Genomic DNA, 21,792 nt, shown 5'->3' on the forward strand with positions numbered 1-21,792 from the left:
TTGGAGCCAAGCAACTGCGAGAGAAGGATCGAAGCATATGGCTGCGAAAGAGAAGTTCAAATTCAAAATCGAAAACGAAAATTATGAATGGGACAACCGGTTCATAACCGGCGCTGAGGTGCGAGGCGTAGGCCCTGGCATACCAGATAGCATGGACCTGTATCTGAAAATGCCTGGCCAGCCCGGACAGCTTGTCGGGCGTGATGACTCAATCGATTTGCTGCCTCCGGGGATCGAAAAGTTTTACGCCCAGGATGCAAGTTCCGAAGCCGGAAATGAATAATGGCCCTGTTGTTCGATTCTGATTACGAGATACTCGTCAAAGCCGGTATCAATTTTGAAGAACAAGAAAGCCCCCGTTTTCTTATATTAAAAAAATTTCCGCTACCGAAAGACATGTATCTGGCAGATGGAAAGCCCGCAGACGCGATCGATGTCTTGTATGTTATTCCGCAGAATTATAATAGCTCGGGTGGCGACATGTTCTGGGTTCACCCACGCCTCCATCGGGCTGACGGCAAGCCAATACCAAACACTGGCGGGCCTAGTCCCAGTGAGGATTCACGTACTCACAAAGGGATGGTGTTTTGCCGGTGGTCTAGGCACTGGCACAAAAATCCTTGGAAACCAAAGGTCGACAACGTCCGAACGATTATGGATCGGATTTCGTGGGCGTTTAAGTACCCTGACGCAGCAAGGCGCCCATGAACGGACATCGCATTTCGATCATCGGTTCTCTCGACAATAGGCTCAAGAGTTGGTTGACGTGGCACCCTGACGGTCACGAGCGCGGCGCGCTGGTTCTCTTCCGCAAAATGGAGAGGACTGTAGCGGGTCTGCCGCCGTCAGCACGTTTTGTGGCGGTTGACGTGATTGAGATGGATGGCGACTGGATACTGGACAGCTCGCCGGTTCACTTGCGCATTAATCTGCGCAAGTTTCAGGATATCTACGTTCGTTGCGAGCAGGAGCTGCTCGAGCTGGGGTTCGCTCATAGTCATCCAAGAGGCGTTCTGGATTTCTCGATGAAGGATGACCAGAACGAACAAAGCATTCTGAGGGGATACGCTGGCTGCAACGGCCCTGATGTGTCACTTGTCGCGATGGTTTTGGCTCACGGGCAGTGGCGTGCGAGAGTTCGGCCGGGTGCGGCTCCTGACAGTGTGACTGATGTCCGGCATGTCTGTGTGATCGGGACGGACTTGGCAGTTCATATTGGCAAGGCAGATGATGCCGCTCCGTCGGAAGTACTAAGTCGCCAGGAAGCTGCCTTTGGCACGCCTTTCAACGAGAAGCTCAGATCGTTGCGCATAGCAATCGTCGGAGGTGGCGGAACGGGGTCTTCGGTCGCCACACTCGCCGCCCGCGCCGGTGTTGGCGAACTCATCATTGTCGATGGGGATTTGCTCGAAGATAGCAATCTCAACCGCGTCCGTGGATATCGCAGTTGCGATATCGGCGCGAGTAAAGCAGCCACGTTGGCCCGATACATACGAGATTTAGGTTTACAGGTGTCTGTCGTTGCCATTCAGGAATATGTGAACGAGTCTCCAGAAGCGATAGATGCAATTTCTAGCGCTGACCTGGTGTTCGGCTGTACCGACGATGTTGCTGGAAGGGAGGTCCTCAATCAGGCAGTGTACTACTACTGCCAGGGCCTTATCGACTGCGGGCTCACCGGCAAGATTGATCTTGACCAGGAGCGTCAGCCTTATCTACGTGACCATAGAGGCCGGGTTAGCACAGTTCTTCCCGAATATGGTGCGTGCTTGAGGTGCCAAGGCGTCGTCACCGAGGAAAAGCTCAGCTACGAGAGTGCACTAAAGGCGCGTCCTGAGCTGACGGAGCTCGATCCAGAAACGCTTCGGAAGGAGTACTATCTGGTCGGGGGCGGCGAGCGGGCTCCCGGAGTAGGTCCCTTCACCAGTGCCACTGCCGATATGGCCGTAGCGACGTTGTTTGATCTGGTGCGGCCCTATCGGTGGCTTCCGAGCGACATTCGCCGCGACAATATCTGGTACGACTTCGTGCATATGGTAATTCGCAGCAATATGCCAAAGGACAACTCCGAGTGCTTTTGCTGCGGTCCGAATGGCTTATTACTCGCACCAGAGAATGGATATCGGCTCAGTATGCCCTCACTAGGCAAGCCGAGTTAATCGTATGTGGTCTTGGCTGCTAAAACTCGTACGGTGGTTAGAGGAAATCATCCTCGGTCCACGCGGTCCAAAAACATCCGCCAACCGAACTCCTTCTGAGCAGCGTTCCGCGGACATACTTTTCGCTCGCAATGAAGTGGTTGAAAAAACGCCTCCGAATGACACGGTGCGGCCGGGACAGTTCATCACCGTCGTGCACAAAGGCCGACCATACTGGTCGCTCTTTAGGTGCCCCTGTGGCTGTGGCGAGGTGGTTTCCTTACCAATGCATCCACCACATAGCCCCAGGTGGCGTATTGAGGTGAGCCTAGAGGGCCGGCCAACATTGCATCCCTCTGTTTGGAGAAACAAAGGATGCCTAAGCCATTTTTGGCTTAGCGACGGAAGAGTCTACTGGTGTGAAGACACCGGTGTCGAGCCTTGGCGAGCCCGACCAGACCTATACGGAAAAAAAATCTAGAGCGCGTCCTGGAGCCGACGAATCGACTGCGATGTGACGACGGCCATGCGCCTTCGCTCGTGATTCAACATCCACTTTGATGAGTTGGATGATGGCAAGAGCACTGAGCTACGACCATTCAGGTTGCACGGTCGAGATGACTGCGACGAGCCCCAGAGTGCGCTACGCGGTCACACCACGGCGGAGAGCCACAAGCTAAGGAGCTTCACCGCGGGCCAGAAACGCCGTGTCACCCCCGGCCATCAAGGCCGGGTGCGGCGCCACTCGCCCATCGAATCCGTGACCGGCCACATCAAGGCCGAGCGGCCGAGCTCCCGATGGGCCGCAACTATCTCGCCGGCCCAGCCGGGTGACCGTTAACGCCATTCTGGCCACCGCCGGCTATAATCTGTGCCTCGTGCTCTGAATGTTCATATTGGCGTTAGCGCTGCCCGAAATTTTTGCGGTACAGATTGTCCTCAGTGTCGAGAGGCGAAATGATGTGTTCGACCAACTAATTGACTTGACGGCACGCTGAAGTATCGCCGCAGTCCGGGCAGAACTGGCTATGTCCGATCTTGTCTATGTAATCGCCTTTCCAGACCATCCTTGGGTTGGATAAACATTAACCTCAGAGACACCTAATTTAGTTTTTAGCGGTCGCCTGGCTCCCATCTATCCTATCTAGGTTCCATCGCGATGAGCATCATCGCGGCCGCAGTTGCGAATGAATGCATTCCATTCGTCGCCGACGACAAGTTTGATGCGCTCGGTAACGAGAGCGACCCCGCAAGCCAGCTGAGCCAGTTCAGTAACGGGCACGCCAGCAAGACGCGTTTGATTTCAATGACGACTGTGCCAAGCTTCGTCCACCGGGATTCGATGTTCGTTGGCCCCCAACCAAGGCCCAGAGTTCGCAAACAAATCAGCCAAACAGTGCGCAGATGGTTGAACAGCGCTGTGCGCTCCGCCACCAGACTTTCTCGCTCTTGACCGGCACGAAGCGCATCGTCGGTGGCGTCGCCGCCTCGGCGTCGCGGTCGTCGCGCTTGTTCGCTTTCACATACGGCCGAACCAATTTCGGCGACACGAGGACGCCATCAGGCAGATTCTGCTGAACTCCAGCATGGCGGCCTACGGACGGCGCATCTCGTACCACCATCGCCCGGCCATATGCGGTACCTTGAGCAGACATACGCGCGAACAGACCCCCGGCAGCGCCCTCATCAACTCAAGGCCAGTTTCGCTGACCTCGTGAATGAGGCGTCCGTCGGCAGATCTCGACCAGCCTTCTCGTGACCAAACCTGTGAAATCCAACACTAAGGCGACGGTGAACGCCGAAGCGCTGGTTTCCACGGCGTTTGATGCCAATTCCGCGAATTCGTCGGCTAAAGACGTGCATTCCCGCGAAACTCGAGAGGCGTTTGCGGTATGCTAATTGCTAAAGAGGCGGCCGGGCCGAGTGCCCTCCGCCAATCCATCGCGAGGAGGGGGACCATGCGCCTGAGCAATCTGGGAACCGAGCAACTCCGGGAGAAGGATCGAGGCTTCGTGTTTCATCCGTCTACGCATCTGGCCAAGCACAGCCGAGGCGAGACGCCAAACCGGATTATGGCCGGTGCGGAAGGCGTCTATATCTGGGATACCGAAGGCCGAAAGAGCCTTGACGGTTTCGGCGGGCTCTACTGCGTCAATATGGGATATGGCTGCACAGAAATTGCCGAGGCCATTGCCAGGCAGGCGCACGAATTGCCGTTCGCCCATGTCTATGCAAGTCAAGGTACAGAACCAGTCGCCCTCTTGGCAGAGGCAGTCGTCGAATATTTTGGTCAGAACATGCGAAGGGTCTTTTTCGGCCTCTCCGGTTCCGACGCCAACGAAACCAATATCAAGCTGGTCTGGTACTACAACAACATTCTAGGCCGCCCTGAAAAGAAGAAGATCATCTCGCGAAATCGCGGCTATCACGGGTCCGGGCTGGTCACCGGGAGCCTGACGGGCCTTGCCTTCTTCCACAATTTCTTCGACCTGCCGCTGGATTTGGTGCGCCATACCACGACGCCGCACCACTATCGCCAGGCGCATGACGGCGAAAGTGAGCAAGTGTTCTCGAAACGCTGCGCGGATGAACTTGAAGCCCTTATCCTCGCTGAAGGCCCCGAGACCGTTGCAGCTTTTATCGGAGAGCCGGTGCTCGGGACAGGCGGTATCGTTCCGCCTCCAAAAGGATATTGGACCGCTATCCAAGGGGTGCTCGACAAGTACGATATTCTTCTCATCGCCGACGAAGTGGTCTGCGGGTTTGGACGAACCGGTGAGAAATTCGGTTCCCACCTCTATGGCATGCGTCCAGATTTCGTGACCATCGCAAAGGGCTTGAGTTCCGCCTACCTACCCATCTCCGGGTCAATCATTGGCGACCGCGTCTGGTCGGTCTTGGAACAAGGAACGGAGAAGCACGGCGCCCTCGGCCACGGCTGGACATATTCGGGTCACACACTTTGCGCTGCGGCAGCGCTCGCCAATATTCGACTCCTAAAAGAAAAAAATATCTTGGAGCATGTCCGCGATGTCGGACCGTATTGGCAAACCCGCATGAATGCCGAGCTGGCGGGACATCCCATCGTCGGCGAAGTTCGTGGCGTCGGAATCCTCTCCGCCGTAGAGCTGATGCGGGATCCAAAACAAAGGATACCGTTTGAAACCGACATTCAGGTCGGCGTTCGCGTCGCCGCTGCTCTGTTCGAGGACGGTGTCATCGGCCGCGCCATGCCGCACGGCGATATCCTCGGGTTTGCCCCGCCTTTGATCATCACCCGGAAGGAGGTCGACATAATCGTCGACGCAACGGCGAAATCAGTCGATACGACCTACCGCGCGCTTAAGGCCGAGGGCGCGGTATGAACTTGCGAGCGCCGACGAGAGCGAGGCCCGAGTTCGACGACAGGCCGATAACCAATGTGGTGGTCCCCAGCGATGAAGAACTCTCCCTGGAACCAGACGCTTTGACGTCTGGCTGTCGTTAGGTCGTCCATTGGTGACGGTGGGTTTGACAGCGCCTTGTCGTGTGAGCCGGCCGAAACTGCTGAATTTCAAGCCGTCTGATCTCGAGCATGCTTCGGATTACTTTGATCGCAAGCGGTAACCAAATCAGTTCTGCCGCCGCTGTCCTGTTGCCCAACGACCAGGGCGTTTGTGCGGCGCACCCTGCCGGTGTACCTCCCTACCGGCAGGGTGCCATTTTGACCCGCTGAATCAGGGTGATTGTAGCGCGTCAGCAATCGAGAGTTTGAGAAGGAGGTCATCTGCATATCCCGATGGCACATCGAGCTTCGACATTTCTATTACGCATGCCAACCGCCCACCATCGCAACTCTCGACGCGCAGCTGACGACAGCCGGCGTGGAGGTCGCACACATCTCCCTTCACATGATCGAATGTCGGGGGAGCAATCATCGCGGTGAATTTCTCCAGCGTCGAATATCGGGGGGGCGAATCTCCTCGCCATCTTAGCTGGCCAGAAGCAAGAATGTACCTAGGTTAATTGGAAACAGCTGCAGGAGAAAATGCAGATCGTCTTCGAAACTTTGGTGGAACAGTTGTCTTTGAGCGTTGATGAAGTCGATTTCCATAACGCACTGGCCAACGCTGCCGGCGCCTTCGACATTCGCGCATTCGCTTATCTATCTCTGGTGTCGGATAGCGTCACAAAACCCAGGCTGATATCGAATTATCATTCTGGCTGGACGTCGCACTACTTGCGCCACCAATATGAAAAGATCGACCCGGTCATAGGATGGGCAAGGTGCAGCGGATGTCCCTTTCAGTGGGGACCGGGTTTCGGCCATGCCGGCATTTCAACGCGACAGCAACAGCTTTTCGATGAGGCTGCCGAATTCGGTATCTGCTGCGGACTGACGATTCCACTTGTCGATCGCCGCGGCGGAGTTGCTGCGATGACCTTCGCGGCAGACAGGCCCGATCCGACCTTCCTGCGCATCGCTGAGCGATATGAACAGGCGCTCGAGATTATGGCCATGTGCTTTCACATTGCCGTTCGCCGCAAGTTTTCGGGTGACCTGGCAGTGGACGGTGTTTCGCTCACGCCCCGTGAGTACGAGTGCCTGGAATGGACGGCGCAGGGCAAGTCCGCCTGGGAGATCGGCTGCATCTTGGGGATCAAGGAGCGCACGGCCGTCTTCCATCTAGACAATGCCAAGAAGAAGCTCGGCGTGCGCACCAAAAATCAGGCAGTGACGCTGCTGGCCTCCTCACGATCTTCAATTCTCTGAGAACTGAATCCCTCTTTGTGTGCATGCGCACAGGTGGTCGCGACGTGAAGGTTCGCCTCCAATGGCAGGGTCATACCTGCGAGGAGACCATCATGATTGAGCTTATTGCGCCCGGCTGGTACGGCGCCTTTGCCGACGAACTTCACGAAATTATCGCGTTGCACGAAATGTCACCGCCTGCGCTACCGCGTCTTCAAGGCGGGGCTCGACTGGAACGTGCGCACGATCGGCGGCTTCGAGATCGATTCATTCGATTCCCTGAGACTGCCCTATCTTTTGTTGCGCGATTCCGCCGGTCGCGTCGGGGGCGGCGTTCGCCTTCTCCCCTCGACAGGGCCGACGATGACGCGAGATATCTTTTCAAGGCTGTTAGAAGGGAGGTCGGCACCCGAGGAACCGAGTTTCTGGGAAAGCAGCCGTTTCGCCCTTGATCTTCCATCGTCTGCGCCGAGGGGGAATGGGAGCATTGCTGTCGGCACCTATGAATTGCTCGCTGGCATGATCGAGTTCGGTCTGTCGCGGCGGCTCCGCCATATCGTCACGGTTGCGGATTCGCGCATGGAGCGAATCCTGCGTCGCGCCGGATGGCCGCTGGCCCGGATCGGTCCACCCCAGGCAATCGGCACCACCCGCACCGTTGCCGACCTTTCAGATGTCTCCTACGAGAGCCTTGCTGCGATCCTTCACAATGGCCTCGGCGGTCCCGTGCTGTGGGCGCCTGTGCTCGGCTGACATGGTTTTGATAGGCAACGGCGCCCACTGGCCGGACTGGCAGGATGAGAAATCCTATCGCTACACGCGCCACCTGACCCGACGCGGCTGGGCCTGGGAGTTTCTGCGGCGCAATCCGGCCCTTTTAGCGCGATCTGACACGCGCCCTTGAGCAGGCCGAATATGTAGAAAGGCACTTCGAGGTAAAAGTGGTGAAATCGCCGCTCGATCTGATGCGGTGGGGACTCCTGTTTCGCAAGCTCCGTTGAGCGTGATGCGGCTATGTTCTGGTGCCCCCCAATGCCCGTATGTCCTGCCGGTCATTGCGCAAGAGGCATTGCCGCCGGAAAGACTTTCGTTTGATCTCGCTGCATTGCCATGTTGGGCAGCAGTCCTGATGACGGCTGACGGTCGGCAGCACGTCGTGCTGCGAAATGCTCGCCGGAATTTACAGCTCGTCGTGGAGGGCGCGGACGTCTTGCGCCCCGTTCGGCTTTCCGTCGACGCGATCTGGCCCGCCGATCGGATGAGGCAGCAGTTGAATGCGTTCGAATGCCTCAATGGTCTTCAAACGACTGGACAACTTCCCGACAGGCTGTTTCCGCCCGAAGCGCGGCAGCCGCCTGCGCTTTGTCCTCCAGGCGCTCGACGGCTCGCTCGGCGGTGCATCGCGTCGTGAAATCGCGGCGGCCCTGTTGGGCCAGCATCGCGTCCATGCCAATTGGACGGATCCTCGCAACCACCTTCGCGATCGCGTCCGCCGTACCGTCCGGCGCGGTCACATCCTCATGGATCGTGGATATCGAGACTTCCTCGCCTAGTGATTGGAAAGGCTCAGCTGGGGTCCGTCAGCGCGTAAACAGTTCCTTGTATCCGGTCGTAACCATCCAATTCGCCCGATCGAGATGGCTGCGAACCGCCTTTCGGGCGCGGTCAGGTTCTCGCACAGGATCGATGCCGAGGACCAGCTGCGCCATTTCGTCTTCGCTGGCATCGTCGGCGGACGCGTCCAGGAGCCTCATGTAGATCGTGAAATGCTCGTTGTCGTAAGCGGTCAGGCTGTCCGACCACGGGACTTCGTCGGAAATCGATAAGGCCATGTCTATGCTCGTCAATGTTAATCCAGATTAGCTCTTGCCCACCGCAGCGACTCAACGAGGGCGGCTCATTGCGGATAGCCGCCGTTTGAGCTCGACAACCAGATAACCAGTTTTTCTGGTTATCTGAATTTCGATTTAATTCGTCTGCCGGTTTCGTCAAGGGCCCGGCAGGCATGCAAAAGACACTCCGATCGCCGAGGCATGTACGCCTTGTTCAATTGATCATCGATGAGCGGAAGGCATCCGGCCTCAGTCAAGCGGACCTTGCGAAGGCTATCAGCCGATATCAGTCAGTCGTTGCGGCCATTGAATCGGGAGGTCGGCGTGTCGACGTTGTCGAATTCCTCGACCTCGCCGAGACGATCGGGTTCGATCCGCATGAGATGCTGCGTAAGGTAGCAAAGATTTCCCGCACTGGATCTGACAACTGACGCTCCCTGCAGCGCTGGATGCACTTGGCGGTGGCTAACGAAACCAAGGCCTCGTAGCACTGGTCGCCTCGGCTCTCGCTACGCGGCCCACCGACGACGAACCGCCCCGTTGGGTTGACCAGGAATTTGATCGATTTTGTGGGTCGGCAAGACCGGCTCTATGATCTCCTCAATGCCGCCTTGCCGGATTGTCCCAGGCGAGACTTCTCGGCATGCTGCGTCGCCAGCGGGACAGCCCGAACGGGAAGCGTTACGCGCGCAAGGGCATAGGAGGGGGTATCGAGGAGGCATTTGGGTTCTCGGTAGCCCCGCTGCTGGCCCGTGCTTATGAGTTCGAGGCAGTCGCCGAGCGTGTCCGCTCGATAGCAGGGCGCTCAGGCTTACGCGGGAACGCATCACATTGCACCGCCGGGACATCCAAAAGTTGATCGAGCCGTCTCTCGAGGAAGATGTCCCAGGCGACTGGGGTGGCCCTCTGGAGGCGATTCCGCATCATTGTGGAGGCGATCCCGCGCCGAGCATGCATGGCCGAACTCGCGCCGATCGTGACTGATCTGGCCGCACTGCGCGACGAAGTGGACAAACTGCTGGAATTCACATCAAATCCAGGAATTCAAGCCGCAATAACGAACGGCAGCAATCTAATTCAAATACCGGCTCTATTTTTGAATTTGAACCTGCCTTGGAAGAAAGCGGGGCGCCGAGCGAGCAAAGCACCAGGACCGCAGGGCCGCCGAAAACCTATCCGCTTGGGCTTGTGCTGAAGGCCTGCCCTGAAATTGCGGATTACGCCGTGGATGGAATCGGCAACTGGCGCGATTTCATCGCGACAGCGGTCCAGGTGTGCGGTTATCTCGGCGTGTCACATTCCGCGTACGGATGCCTGCCATCTGGTGGGGCAGGAAACCACGGCAATCATGATCGCCTGCATTCTCCAGCGGGCGCGCCACATCAATTCGGCTGGTGGCTACCTGCGCGTGCTCACCGACAAGGCCAGGGCAGGGGAGTCTTCGGTCGGGCCGATGCTGATGGCCGCCTTGAAGGCCAACGGGTCGACGTGAAGGATCATGGGACATACCTCCTCAAAGAGAACGCGTCGGCCTCTATGCCTATCAGACGTAGCCGTCCCGCGCGGGCTTTGGGATGCACGTCCAGGCCTTCGGTGCTTCCCGATTGATCGCTCACGCCATACTGCTTCAAAACGAACTTTCCAGCTTCACGAACAAGGCGGTGCTGTCGCTCCACGACATTCTGCAACGCATCGGAGAGTTTCGTCAGAGGTGCCAGCGGTTCGGCCACCTGCCGGGCTGCGGGTGCTCCCTCTCGCGCACCGCGCGCATAGGCTCCGGCTCGATCCCGCGCAATGACTTCGACACCGGGTGAGCCGCCAGCCATCCGGAGAGCGTTCCCATCTCACGGTCAGGCAGCAGATCAACGACGTTGTTGGTTTCGAGATCGACCAAAATAGTCCCGTATCGCTGACCACGCCGCCATGCCCAGTCGTCAACGCCGAGGATGCGTGGCGCCTGGTTCGCATGATACGCGAGATACGCGAGATACGCCTTCTATCCGAATTCCTCCTCGAACGAGCAGTTTGCCAGTGGTCGCCGCCTGACCAGCAGCTCGCCTATGGTCCTTCCTAATTCAGCCGTTGCAACAACACCTTCAACGAAGTTCACAGAAGCTTTACGCCGCAAATCGCCGACAATGGTACGTTGACCACAAGGTCTGAGGTCACGCGCGGCTAGAAAAGCTAAAGCCGATTTACCCTCGGATCGCTGCACAGCACGCAACGGAGGGTCAACAGCCAATGGCAAGAAGAGCGCTCATCCTGGTTGAAGGCGATCCAAGGGGTAATGGTCTGCTATACGTCAAAGCGGCCCAGCGTTTTGGTCTGCATCCAATTACCCTGTCGGCCGATCCAGCCCGGTACGACTATCCTGCGGCGGAAAGGATTGAGGCAATCCGTGTCGACACAGACAATCTCGATGCGCTGATCCACGAATGTTCCCGGCTGCGTGCGACGTATGACATTGCTGGCATTACGTCCGCCTGGGAGCCGGTCTATGCGACAGTTGGCAAGCTTTGCCGATATTTCGATCTGCCGGGACCGAACCCCGCATCCATTGAACGATGCTACGACAAATTCGCTCAACGTCAGCTCCTTGCGGAGGCCGGCGTTCCAATACCGGCTTATCGCGTGGCAGCAAATGCGGCGGAGGTAGAAAGCGCTGCCGCGGAGATCGGTCTGCCGGTGATTCTTAAGCCAGCCGTAGGCAGCGGCAGCCGCGGAGTCCGATTGTGCCGCAACGCCGATGAGGTGGCCGAACATACGATCTATCTGCTAGGCGGGAAGCACATATGGCGGTCTTCGCCGAGGATACTCGTCGAAGAATTCGCACAAGGCCCCCTTTATTACGCCGAGATCATGGGAAATGAGGTGATTGGGATTGGTGTCGCCGACTTTGGACCCCCACCGCATTTCGTCTCTCGAGAGTGCAGCTTTCCGGCCCTGCTGACTGATGACGAGCAGGAGCGCATCGCCGATGTTTCGCTGGGCTGTTTGCGCGCTCTCGGCCTTGGCTGGGGCCCAACCTGCATAGAATTCCGGTGGACGAAGCTTGGCCCAGTCGTCATTGAAGTCAATCCGCGTCTTGATGGCGCGCCCGGTCCTCAACTGGTTCAGCTGACTTACGGGCTCGATCTCGTCACCGAGCACATCAAGCTTGTCATCGGCGACGAATGGAATTTGCGCAAAAGGTATTCGCACTCTGCGGCCGCGAGGATCCTAGTTCTTGATCGCGATGGCACCCTCGATTGGATCGAGGGCGACAGTCAGGCTGCTGCTGTACCAGGGGTCGTTGAGGTCAAATTCTATGTTGAACCCAAGACGCCGGTCGTCAGGAAAGGCGATATCCGAGACTGCATCGGACATGTCATCGCCGCTTCACCCAGCTTGGCTGAGACCGAGGCGATACTTCAGCGTGCCGTCGACCTGATCGATTGGTCGATCACACCATTTCCGAACGTTGGCGAACAGGAACAACATGCGGCCCCTTGCGTCGCCGCACCAGCGCAGGTGGCGCCAGGTAAGAGATGATCGTCGCCAAACATATGGTGCAATTGAGGGCACGACAAAGATGCAGGTCGACAAGATGCGACGCCAGACGGCGTGCGTTATCTCAGTATCGCCACAGAAATCACCAAGGAGGACGGTGGATTTGGAACTCCTCATCGACGCTGTTCGATCGCGCTCGGATGCGAGATCTCCGACGCGGGCGATTTCGTTTATGCAGACCGGCTGGATTTTGCCGACAGGTCAGCCTTCGAGCCTATCGGCGTTTCATGCCGCATTTGTGCGCGCATGGATTGCATTCAACGCGCCATTCCGCCGCTCAAGAGCACGATAACGATCGACCACGACCGACGCAGCGAACTGCCATACACGATTTGCTGATTGAGAGTGAGGTGGCCGGAAGGTGCCATCTTGTCTGATGTCATTTCCACGTGCATGCGACACATCTCAGCTGTTCGACCTACACGGCCTCTATTCTGGGCTTGTAAACGGGCGTTCTCGAACCGCCCGATCTGGCCTGGGCGGGAAGGCGTGCCGCGTAAGTCCAGTCGCTCTATCCGCCGGGCGCTCGACGGGACGTCGAACTTGTTGGTCATGGTGCAAAATCCGGGAAGTTTGATGCGATTATGCAAAGGAATGTCGCACCCAGTGCGGTGTAGGACTTCTTGAACCGACCAAAATCAAAAAACGGCCGGCGACGGGCATCAACAGAGCGGACCCTGCAAATGTCAAATGATCTCTCATTGCCGGACAAGCCGGGTGACGTGACGCTGGCCACGGCCGCGCAAGCCAGTCGGCCGGGGAAGCCCGCCACGTTGCTCAACATACGCAACCTTCGGATTGAGGCGATGGTCTACCCACCGGGCGAGAGCCCAAAGGGCGTAATTCTCGTCCACGACGTTTCGCTGACGCTGGAACGGGGCAGGGTTTTGGGTCTGATTGGCGAATCGGGCGCCGGCAAGTCCACCATAGGTCTGTCCAGCATGGGTTATGGTCGCGGCGGGGTCAAAATAACTGGCGGCGAGGTCATCCTTAACGACCGTGACATTCTGAAGGTCGGCGCAAGGGGCATGCGCAAACTCCGGGGCCGTGAGGTCTGCTATGTTGCGCAGTCGGCCGCCGCCGCATTCAACCCCGCCCACCGGCTGATGGACCAGGTGGTGGAGGCGGCACTTCTACATGGCGTGGCAACGCGGACAGAAGCCGAGAAGCGGGCGATTGCTCTATTTAAGAAGCTTGGTCTTCCTGACCCCGAAAACATCGGCAAGCGTTTCCCCCATCAGGTTTCGGGCGGTCAGTTGCAGCGCGTCATGACGGCCATGGCGCTCTGCTCGGAGCCTGACCTCATTGTCTTCGACGAGCCGACCACAGCGCTCGACGTCACCACACAAATCGACGTGCTGGCCGCGATCCGGGACGCCATCCGTGACACCGGGGTCGCGGCACTCTACATCACCCACGACTTGGCGGTGGTGGCGCAGGTCGCGGACGAGATCATGGTGCTGCGCCACGGCAAGCTCGTAGAGCGAGGAATGACGCAGCAGATCATCAACCAGCCGCACGAGCAATACACGCGAGCCCTCGTTTCAGTGCATCACATCGATCACGAGCAGAAGGACTGCGGCATGGCGCCTGTGCTGTCAGTCAAAGGCCTGACAGCAGGTTACGGCGACGGAGCAATCAAGGTCTTACGCGATGTGTCCCTGGACCTTCATACTGGACAGACGCTCGCCGTGGTCGGTGAATCGGGCTCGGGTAAATCGACGCTGGCGCGGGTGATCACCGGGTTGCTGCCGCCTTTGGCAGGCAGCATCCAGTTCGACGGGCGCGACCTTCCCCGTCGGTTGGCCGAGCGATCGAAGGATGACCTTCGGCAGCTTCAGATGATCTATCAGATGGCGGATGTCGCGATGAATCCGCGCCAGACCGTTGCTACGATCATCGGGCGACCGCTCGAGTTCTATTTCGGCATCAACGGTGCGGAGCGCGACCATCGCGTGGCCGAACTGCTTGACAAGATCGAAATGGGCAAGAGCCTTGCGAACCGGTATCCGGCAGAGCTGTCAGGCGGACAAAAGCAGCGCGTTTGCATAGCCCGAGCGCTTGCGGCAAAGCCCAAGCTGATTATCTGCGACGAGGTGACTTCAGCCCTCGACCCATTGGTGGCCAACGGAATCTTGAAGCTCTTGCTGCACCTGCAGAAGGACGAGGGGGTAGCCTATCTCTTCATTACCCACGATCTCGCAACGGTGAAATCGATCGCCGATTCGATCTCGGTGATGTATCGCGGGCAAGTGGTCCGCTACGGGGCAAAAACCCAGGTTCTTAGCCCACCTTTCGACCCTTATACTGAGCTTCTGCTGTCTTCCGTTCCTGAGATGGAGGTCGGCTGGTTGGACAAGGCTATCAGCTCCCGGCGCATGGAGAGCGCCGGGAACTAGCCGCAGCTCTGTCGCTCCGGGACGGGCATGCAGAGTTAGACGCGGACATTTCGTGAATGGTCCTGGGATCGCTTCAGCAATGCATTGACGGCTCTGTCGGCCGCTTTCTGCGCGGCAAGTTGGAAGCTCAGATTCTTCAGCTTAGGTTCGCTCGCGGCATTCGCCGGGATTGTTGTTGGCAACTCAGGGAAGCGTTACCCGGGTTGTTAGTGTGAGATGCTAAAACATGGCCGAAATCTATGATCCGCCGATCCCCTGGACGGGGGTTCTAAAGGTCCCCCTTGTACTGTATCGGACAAGGGTTCGTTCAGAGTGGATTGACGAGTTCGAGCACGTTAATTCCGCCCACTACCTATCGATCTCCAATCACGCTGGCTGGGCCTTCTGGAATTGGATCAACTCTCCTGAGGGCACCATGGAGGCACGCGGCGGCCATGAGAATGTGGTCATTGAGAACCACGTCCGGTATCTCAACGAATTGACGCTCGGCACTGAGATAAACGTCACGACGCAGCTAAGTGACTTCGACAACAAGCGCTTTGTATTGTTGCACCAGATCCGGAGGTCGGACGATGGTGTCCTCGCCGCGACGAACGAGATGAAATGCCTTGCCTTTAACTTGAACAACCGGCGGGCCGAGAAATGGCGTTCGATTGTTGTCGATCGACTTGAGTTGATCCGCAACTTTCAAGCTGCAGTCGGCGCACCTGCAACCCTTGGCCGGGTCGCACTCAAGGAGAGATAAGGCATTCTTTGCTCATGCCCCCCACTCAACCGGTAACTCGCACCGACGGGAGTGGCGCCACGACCATCAAGAGACGTCAGAAACATGCGTCCCATCACGCAAACTCGGATTCGATCTATTCTCAGAAGACCCATGAGAGCGGAACGCTCGGTATCCAGGACTGGATGGGACAACTAACCAAGCATCTTGCCTCGGAGTCGGACGAAGGTAAGGGGCTGCACTCCGGCACCCGCCTTCAGTGGCAGCGGGCCACAGGGAATGCGATGGAGACTCGGCCATTAGCCTAGACCCGGTCCTACCCAGGCTGGCACCTCCAAACGGCATTGCTGCGGAGTTTTCGCATAAATGACCTTAAAACATTTCGAGAAATGCGATGAGGAAATGAAGCCGCACGCAATTGCAACGTCGATCAATGGCATTCGTGTGCCCTCGATTAGCCTTTTGGCGTGGTCGAGTCTCATTTTCAGATAATGCTTGGCTGGCGAGAGGCCAAGGTGTGTGAGAAAAAGTCGTTCGAGTTGGCGCCTTGAGAGACCGGCGCGCTTCGCCACCACATCCATCGAGAGCGGGTTATCAAGGTTTGCTTCCATGGTCTGAACGGCGGCAACAAGCTTTTCGCTGACGTTTGCGTACGACAGTCCCGATGGGGCAGTCTGGCGATTTGAACCGGAGCGTTGTCCGTCAACAATTGCATGGCGGCATACTTCTTGTGCGACCGTTCCGCCGGCTTGGCTCGCAATGAAGTCGACTGCCAGGTCGAAGGCCGCCAGTTCGCCCGCACAAGTGGAATACTGCCCATCCTTCACGAAAAGCGTTTCCCGAATGCGCGGCCTACGGAACACCTCGGAAAAAGCTGCGAGTCTCGACCAATGGATTGTGCAAGGAATATCGGCCAGCAAGCCAGTTTCGGCCAGAAGCCACGTGGCCGTGCCCAGTGCCGATATGAAAATGCCCCGCCTTGCCATGCATCTTAGGAACCCGTGTAACTGTGGCGTATGCTGCCGTTCAACCTGCTCGCCCGCGATAATTACGAGCTGGTTGAGGTGCGCATTGGTAGCGCTCAAGGCCTCAGCGGTTATGTCGACAGAAATTGCGATGTTGTTCGCACCGTAAACTGCCTTGTTGTCTAGTCCTGCAATTTGCCACCGAAACAAAGAGGCCTTCGCTAGCACATTCGCTATCCGAAACGGCTCGAGATAAGCGTGAAGCGCCAGGTGCGAGAAACCTGGCAGTACCAGAACGGCGATGTAAACCGGTTGATCGAGCGACAGATCATTCGGCCGCTCTGTAGGCTTCATCGCCTGGATTGTAGCCGGAGCGTTCATCAGCGCCCGTATCTTGCAATCGGTTCACCCAACGTCTTCGCCTCGGGCTGAACACCGAGCCCGGGCCGCTGGGGCACGGAAATATGCCCATTTCGTATCACTATTGGGTTTTCGGGGTCATAGTGCCCATCGATGTACTCCTGGGCAATCCATGTGCCTTCAAACCGCCGCGGCTCGACTGTCGAGGCGAGATGGACGCAAGCTGCTGCAATAACATCGCCGCCCCAGGCGTCATCGCAAGTGTGCGGAAGAGATCGGATCGCACACATGTCTCGCACGGTGGTCATCTTCGTGAGGCCCCCAAGACGCGTGACTTTCAACCCAAACCCATCAGCGATGCCCGAGGAAATAGCGCGAAGGACAGCGTTCAAATCTTCTGTGTTTTCATCGAGATATACAGGATGCGTAAGCCTGCCTTTGAGACTCGCGACCTCTTCCATAGTGTTGCACGGCTGTTCGAACACGAAGGGAACGGACTGGCAAAGTCGATCGAGGTGGATGGCGGCGGCTATGGTCAGGCCGCGGTTGCCGTCGACCGCAATTCTCGCTCTGTACCCGACGGCCTCCCAAACCTTATGGACAGTTGCGGCATCCTGTTCGAGATCGCGCCCGCCAATCTTAATCTGCAGGCGCGGATATCCTGATTTGACCTTGTCCGCAGCGATGCGAGCGGTTTCTTCAGGAGTGCCAACGATGGTAGAGTAGTACGAAGGTACTCGATCCGTGAGCGCGCCGCCGAGCAGAGTCGAGACTGGCACCCCGAGACGCTGGCCGAGCAGATCCAGCAGTGCAATGTCGAAAGCTGCCTTGGCATAGCCGTGGCCGTTCAACCGTTCGTCCATCGTCTTTAAGAGATGGCGGATTGAGGACACCTGTTGGCCAATCAAGCCGAGGGCGATCTCAGCAATTGCTGCGCGGGCGCCAAGCGTATGATGGGGTTGATAAACCGGACCAATCGGGCAGGTCTCTCCCCAACCCTTGAAGCCGTTGTCGGTCGCGATTTCAAGCAGAGTGCTGTCAAGCTGTTGTACGCTGCCGCTCGCCATTCGGTAGCTGCTACCGCCCTTCACCGGAAGCAAGCATTTATAAACGTTAATGGTCTCTATCCGCATGGCAGGCCTTAATATTCGTCATTTAGCGCGTCGACCGCTGGAATCTCGCGCGAGCGGCGTTCGATGTATGCTTGCAGTTCTTCATCCTTAGCCTGGTCCAGCTTGGGCTCCTGATATTCTCCCAAAAGATGTCTGGCGTGTTCGAGGGCGCGCTGCTTTATGTCCTTCGAGCCATCGGCTTTCCACTGCTCAATCGAGTTGTTATCGAACAGCTTTGGTATGAAAAATGCGCGTTCAAAGTTGGCCTGGGTGTGCGGGTGGCCAAGGTAGTGGCCGCCAGGTCCAACATCACGAATCGCTGCCAGAGCTTCGTCGAAATCATCCCACTGGATGCCCTGGGTCATGCGGTAGCCCATATCACAGACCTCCGCGTCGACGACGAACTTGGCGATTGAGCAATGCATCCCGGCTTCGTTCCAGCCTGCCGAATGCCAGATATAGTTGGCCCCCGACATCAGCACGGCCATCATCGTCATGGCGCTTTCGTAGCCGGACTGAGCGTCGAAGACTTTCGCGCCGCCCAGCAAGTTAGAAGTGCGCCACGGAATATTGTATCGTCGGGCCATCTGCCCGATCATGAAGTTCATCAACGAGATCTCGGGAGTTCCCGCCATCGGTGCCCCAGACTGCATCGATACCGTTGACAGATAATGACCGTAGATCGCCGGGCAGCCTTTGCGCACAACCTGGGTATAAGCAAGGGCCGAAAGAGCTTCCGCGTTGAGCTGGGCGACTGCGGCAGCGGTGGACGCCGGTGTATTGGCGCCGCCGAGTACGAAGGGCGAGCAAAGCACCGGCTGGTTACGCCGGCAGAAGGCTCGCATGGCGCCAAGCATCACTTGGTCCCACACCAGCGGCGAATTGCCGTTGCAGTTGCCGGTGGTGACCGCATGGGTTTCCAGGAAGCCCGGTCCGAACAGGATATCGCACATGTCGAGAGCGTCTTCGGCGTTTTTCGGCGACGTGGTCATGCCCATGAACGTCTTGTCGGAATACCTCATGGACGAATACGTGATGTGCAAATGCCTGTGCGCCACCACAATGTCCATCGGCTCGACGATGTGGTGTGCTGAGGAATGCAGCGCGGGCATCATATGGGCGAGTTTGTGGAACGTGCCGAGATCGGCAATCGTTGGACCACGCCGAACATCGTCAAGATCGCGCATATAAGGAGCGCCGGTCATCGGTACGAAGATCGACTTCGGACCTCCCAATTCGACGTTTTTGGAGGGATCGCGCGCAAAATACTCGATCTCTGGCGGAATGGTCTTGATAAGCTCCATGACCAAGCCGCGGTCTAGATAGACCCGTTCGCCGCGAACGTCTGCGCCTGCCCGACGCCAATCTTCTAGCGCGATCGGATCCCGGAACACCACGCCGACCTCTTCCAAGATGGCCAGCGACGCTTCATGCATTCGCTCGACTTGCTCCGCATCCATTGGTTCAACCACGGGCAATCCGCGTTTGAGCGTTGGCAGCATTTCGACGTTGGGCGCGGTGCGAATTGTTCGCCGCGCTTCCCGGCCGCCTCTTCGCGAAGCCCTCGCTTCAGCAGTCATGCTGGTCTCCAAAATACTAAGGAAAAGCAGGGCATTGAGTGAGCGCCCTCAGCGCGACTATTGCTTAATCCTAGGGATTTGACCTAATGCAAAAGTCTCACCCCGGTGTTGACTAAAGTGCTGTCCGGATTTCGGGGCGGTCAGTTTGGTTGAATGTTCTATGGTTCGTCGTTACTATGATCTCCCGTCCCTGACCGCCCTTGCAGTGTTCGAGGCTTCTGCAAGGCATCTTTCGTTCAAGCTTGCGGCTTCCGAGCTCAATGTGACGCCGGGGGCCGTCAGCCGGCAGATTAAAGCTATTGAGGACGAGATTGGGGTTCCTCTCTTCGTGCGGCTTGGAACCGGGGTCATGCTCACCAGCGCTGGCGAGGATCTCTATGCCGTCCTGGCAAGCGGTTTTTCCAGGGCGTCCGAGATTGTCAGAATGATCAAGCGCGGTGATCGCGCGAAGAACGTTACAATTGCCTGCTCAGATGGCATTGCATCGATGTGGCTGATACCGCGGATGCCGGGTTTCTGGAATCGTAATCCCGAGATCGCGGTCGACCACCTGATTTCCGACAATACGCGCGACTACAGGCGCGCTGAAGTCGAGTTGCGAATCCGATATGGCTTCGGTTCATGGCCGGACGAAAACAGCGAATTGCTGTTTGGTGATGTGATCTATCCTGTGTGCGGGCCCGGATTTGCGCAGGAGCACCGGGATGCCACAGCGGAATCGCTGCCCGAACTTCCCCTCCTACACGTCAACTGGGTAGATCCGGATTGGACCGGGTGGGACGAGGTATTCCGGCGCGCAGGAATTCCACATGGGACTCCTCGCGGCCGTAGGTTCGGCAAATTTTCCGTGGCCTTGCAGGCCGCTCAGGCCAACCAGGGAGTCGCTGTGGGTTGGCACCGGCTGGTGCTACCGCTGGTAGAAGAGGGCAAATTGGTCAGGATTACCGACCTCGAACTGCCTGCTCCCGGGGGATATTATCTAACCTGGAACGACAATCGAACACTGTCGCCTGCTGCTGAGCTGCTTCGAGAATGGTTAAGGCAGATCGCTGCCAAGGAGCGCGAAGCTTAATGCTATAGCTCGCGCCCGGCACGCCTCTGCATGGCCCAAAGTTGCAAGGGTGCGCCGATTGCCATCAACGGCATTGGATAAAGCTTATTTGGCGGCGGTTCCTGCAGAGCCTCTGCGACCATTGGCTCTCCTGTCCCGACCGCCAAGTCGGCGGCCAGCATTCCGTAGAGCGTGCCCTTGACCGTACCCAGGCCGTTGCAGCATCCAGCCACATACACCCGATCCTCGATCTCACCGAACGCCGGCGCCGAGTTTAGCGACAGGCACAAGTGACCGCCCCAGCGATGTTCCATCGCGACGCCCTTCAGCATTGGGAAACGCGCTATGAAAGACCGATCATGTGTATGCCCGGTCTGGCGCACCTGGTCCTCGCTCGTCGTCATCGAGGGATTGTAGGTGAATGTGTTACGCACGACGATGCGATCGCCCACCCGTCTGATTGTCGACCCCATCGGGTCGGCCGGAATGAGTCCCCAGCTCGGCTCACCACCCAGCGCCCGTTGTTCTCGGTCCGAGAGCGTCCGTGTCATGCTGGCGTAGGTGAACACGTGAAGAAGACGTTGCTTGTAGAACCCAAAACTCTCCAGATGCCCATTTACCGTGAGGATCAGGCGCGGCGCGACGATTTCGCCCTCCGCCGTTTGGACATGATGCTCCTTGCCGGTGCGAAGCTCGGTCACGGGGGAGTTTTCGAAAATCTTAACACGTTCGGCCAGTCCGGTAGCCAGCCCCCGAATGAAGCCGGCGGGTTGGGCCATCACCGCGCCCGGCGTAAATGTGCCACCGACGAAGAAATCGGTCCCCGTGATGCGCTTCATGTCTGTCGCATCGAGACTTCCGAAATCCTCCGCAAGCCCGACAAGGTGGCTTTCGAATTCGCGGAGCGATCGAAGGCCATGATCTGTCGCTGCTCCGTGGATCTTACCGGCTCTGACGAAATAGGGGTGGAGACCGTATTCCTCGGCTGCTGAGCCGGAAAAATCGATCGCCGCGCGATTCATTTGGATCTGCTTTACATCGTGTTCCCGGCTGCCGCCGTAGTTTTCGCCGCCCAACTCGTGAGGCAGGTCGATCATAAAGCCCGAATTTCGTCCCGCTGCACCCCAGCCGATCCGCTGGGCGTCGACGACAGCAATACGGTCGTTCGGTACCAATTGTGAGAGGCGCCGCGCGGCCGCGAGGCCGGCGAAGCCGGCCCCGACAATGACCCAGTCAGCCATGTAGCGGCCGCGCAGCACCTCAGGCGCCTTGGGAGGCGGCAAAACAGCATACCAGCCCGGTATGGCCATGTCCGCTGGCGTGCGGACAGCCTGATGGACACTCATCAGA

20 protein-coding genes and 3 pseudogenes are annotated in these 21,792 nt (G+C 57.8%); 16 read left to right on the forward strand and 7 right to left on the reverse strand.

Annotated elements, in window-relative coordinates; translation table 11 throughout:
- Nucleotides 1-37: 37 nt before the first annotated feature.
- Genes DH08_RS12800 through DH08_RS36215 form a run of 4 tightly spaced genes read left to right on the forward strand, consistent with a single transcriptional unit; the run spans nt 38 to nt 2,619 of the window.
- Complete coding sequence (locus DH08_RS12800) at nt 38-283, forward strand: multiubiquitin domain-containing protein (RefSeq protein WP_192179653.1); 246 nt, start codon at nt 38-40, stop codon at nt 281-283.
- Nucleotides 283-708, forward strand: a complete 426-nt coding sequence (locus DH08_RS12805; RefSeq protein WP_192179654.1) for an E2/UBC family protein — start codon at nt 283-285, stop codon at nt 706-708. Before DH08_RS12800 ends, DH08_RS12805 begins: the two co-directional genes overlap by 1 nt.
- Entirely contained in the window at nt 705-2,159 is a 1,455-nt protein-coding gene (locus DH08_RS12810; protein WP_192179655.1) for a HesA/MoeB/ThiF family protein, read from the forward strand. The genes DH08_RS12805 and DH08_RS12810 overlap by 4 nt, the downstream gene beginning before the upstream one ends.
- 4 nt (nt 2,160-2,163) lie before the next feature.
- Entirely contained in the window at nt 2,164-2,619 is a 456-nt protein-coding gene (locus tag DH08_RS36215) for a ubiquitination-like system serine protease family protein (RefSeq protein ID WP_246800807.1), read from the forward strand.
- Nucleotides 2,620-3,523: 904 nt separating this feature from the next.
- On the opposite strand, the gene DH08_RS37350 is transcribed toward DH08_RS36215, so the two are convergent.
- Nucleotides 3,524-3,760, reverse strand: a complete 237-nt coding sequence (locus DH08_RS37350; RefSeq protein ID WP_428338301.1) for a hypothetical protein — start codon at nt 3,758-3,760, stop codon at nt 3,524-3,526.
- A 336-nt stretch (nt 3,761-4,096) separates the two neighbouring features.
- Between DH08_RS37350 and DH08_RS12820 the strand changes: the two genes are divergently transcribed.
- From DH08_RS12820 to DH08_RS36225, 5 genes are all read left to right on the forward strand, one after another.
- Nucleotides 4,097-5,503 carry an aminotransferase gene (locus DH08_RS12820; protein WP_192179656.1) on the forward strand — a complete coding sequence of 469 codons (1,407 nt, stop codon included), beginning with the start codon at nt 4,097-4,099 and terminating at the stop codon, nt 5,501-5,503.
- 662 nt (nt 5,504-6,165) lie between these two features.
- Nucleotides 6,166-6,891, forward strand: coding sequence for a LuxR family transcriptional regulator (locus tag DH08_RS12825; protein WP_192179657.1), 726 nt, complete (start codon nt 6,166-6,168; stop codon nt 6,889-6,891).
- A gap of 216 nt (nt 6,892-7,107) precedes the next feature.
- Complete coding sequence (locus tag DH08_RS12830; RefSeq protein WP_428338300.1) at nt 7,108-7,623, forward strand: acyl-homoserine-lactone synthase; 516 nt, start codon at nt 7,108-7,110, stop codon at nt 7,621-7,623.
- Nucleotide 7,624: 1 nt separating this feature from the next.
- Complete coding sequence (locus DH08_RS37355; protein ID WP_428338299.1) at nt 7,625-7,774, forward strand: transcriptional regulator domain-containing protein; 150 nt, start codon at nt 7,625-7,627, stop codon at nt 7,772-7,774.
- A gap of 370 nt (nt 7,775-8,144) precedes the next feature.
- Nucleotides 8,145-8,423: a DNA -binding domain-containing protein gene (locus DH08_RS36225; RefSeq protein ID WP_246800808.1), complete on the forward strand. Its 279-nt coding sequence runs from the start codon at nt 8,145-8,147 to the stop codon at nt 8,421-8,423.
- 27 nt (nt 8,424-8,450) lie between these two features.
- Here the strand turns inward: DH08_RS36225 and DH08_RS12840 are convergent, their stop codons facing one another.
- On the reverse strand, nt 8,451-8,702 hold the full coding sequence (locus DH08_RS12840) for a DNA -binding domain-containing protein (RefSeq protein WP_192179658.1): 252 nt from the start codon (nt 8,700-8,702) through the stop codon (nt 8,451-8,453).
- A 173-nt stretch (nt 8,703-8,875) separates the two neighbouring features.
- Between DH08_RS12840 and DH08_RS12845 the strand changes: the two genes are divergently transcribed.
- Nucleotides 8,876-9,133, forward strand: coding sequence for a helix-turn-helix domain-containing protein (locus DH08_RS12845; RefSeq protein ID WP_192179659.1), 258 nt, complete (start codon nt 8,876-8,878; stop codon nt 9,131-9,133).
- A gap of 224 nt (nt 9,134-9,357) precedes the next feature.
- A pseudogene (gene repC, locus DH08_RS12850) lies at nt 9,358-10,194 on the forward strand (plasmid replication protein RepC); the annotation flags it as partial.
- A 181-nt stretch (nt 10,195-10,375) separates the two neighbouring features.
- Here the strand turns inward: repC and DH08_RS12855 are convergent.
- Nucleotides 10,376-10,653 (reverse strand): annotated as a pseudogene (locus DH08_RS12855) (ISL3 family transposase); the annotation flags it as partial.
- Between the two features lie 290 nt (nt 10,654-10,943).
- Here DH08_RS12855 and DH08_RS12860 point away from each other — a divergent pair.
- The 4 genes and pseudogenes from DH08_RS12860 (at nt 10,944) to DH08_RS12875 (ending at nt 15,395) form a co-directional block, all read left to right on the forward strand.
- Nucleotides 10,944-12,233 (forward strand): ATP-grasp domain-containing protein, encoded by a 1,290-nt coding sequence (locus tag DH08_RS12860; protein ID WP_192179660.1) that lies wholly within the window; start codon nt 10,944-10,946, stop codon nt 12,231-12,233.
- Nucleotides 12,234-12,293: 60 nt separating this feature from the next.
- A pseudogene (locus DH08_RS12865) lies at nt 12,294-12,590 on the forward strand (short-chain fatty acyl-CoA regulator family protein); the annotation flags it as partial.
- 344 nt (nt 12,591-12,934) lie between these two features.
- A complete protein-coding gene (locus DH08_RS12870; protein WP_246800809.1) occupies nt 12,935-14,650 on the forward strand; it encodes an ABC transporter ATP-binding protein in 1,716 nt (571 codons plus the stop codon).
- A gap of 226 nt (nt 14,651-14,876) precedes the next feature.
- Nucleotides 14,877-15,395: an acyl-CoA thioesterase gene (locus DH08_RS12875; RefSeq protein ID WP_192179661.1), complete on the forward strand. Its 519-nt coding sequence runs from the start codon at nt 14,877-14,879 to the stop codon at nt 15,393-15,395.
- A 278-nt stretch (nt 15,396-15,673) separates the two neighbouring features.
- Here DH08_RS12875 and DH08_RS12880 read toward each other — a convergent pair whose 3' ends face one another.
- Genes DH08_RS12880 through DH08_RS12890 form a run of 3 tightly spaced genes read right to left on the reverse strand, consistent with a single transcriptional unit; the run spans nt 15,674 to nt 19,391 of the window.
- Nucleotides 15,674-16,720, reverse strand: a complete 1,047-nt coding sequence (locus DH08_RS12880; RefSeq protein ID WP_192179662.1) for a GlxA family transcriptional regulator — start codon at nt 16,718-16,720, stop codon at nt 15,674-15,676.
- The gene (locus tag DH08_RS12885) at nt 16,720-17,832 is read right to left on the reverse strand and encodes a mandelate racemase/muconate lactonizing enzyme family protein (RefSeq protein WP_192179663.1); all 1,113 of its coding nucleotides are present in this window, start codon (nt 17,830-17,832) and stop codon (nt 16,720-16,722) included. Before DH08_RS12885 ends, DH08_RS12880 begins: the two co-directional genes overlap by 1 nt.
- An 8-nt stretch (nt 17,833-17,840) precedes the next feature.
- Nucleotides 17,841-19,391, reverse strand: coding sequence for a trimethylamine methyltransferase family protein (locus DH08_RS12890; protein ID WP_192179664.1), 1,551 nt, complete (start codon nt 19,389-19,391; stop codon nt 17,841-17,843).
- A 160-nt stretch (nt 19,392-19,551) separates the two neighbouring features.
- Here DH08_RS12890 and DH08_RS12895 point away from each other — a divergent pair, with 160 nt between their 5' ends.
- Nucleotides 19,552-20,463, forward strand: coding sequence for a LysR substrate-binding domain-containing protein (locus tag DH08_RS12895; protein ID WP_192179665.1), 912 nt, complete (start codon nt 19,552-19,554; stop codon nt 20,461-20,463).
- A 2-nt stretch (nt 20,464-20,465) separates the two neighbouring features.
- On the opposite strand, the gene DH08_RS12900 is transcribed toward DH08_RS12895, so the two are convergent.
- Complete coding sequence (locus DH08_RS12900) at nt 20,466-21,788, reverse strand: NAD(P)/FAD-dependent oxidoreductase (RefSeq protein ID WP_192179666.1); 1,323 nt, start codon at nt 21,786-21,788, stop codon at nt 20,466-20,468.
- Nucleotides 21,789-21,792: the final 4 nt, after the last annotated feature.

This window comes from Mesorhizobium amorphae (genome assembly GCF_014843845.1).
Classification (GTDB): Bacteria; Pseudomonadota; Alphaproteobacteria; order Rhizobiales; family Rhizobiaceae; genus Mesorhizobium; species Mesorhizobium amorphae_A.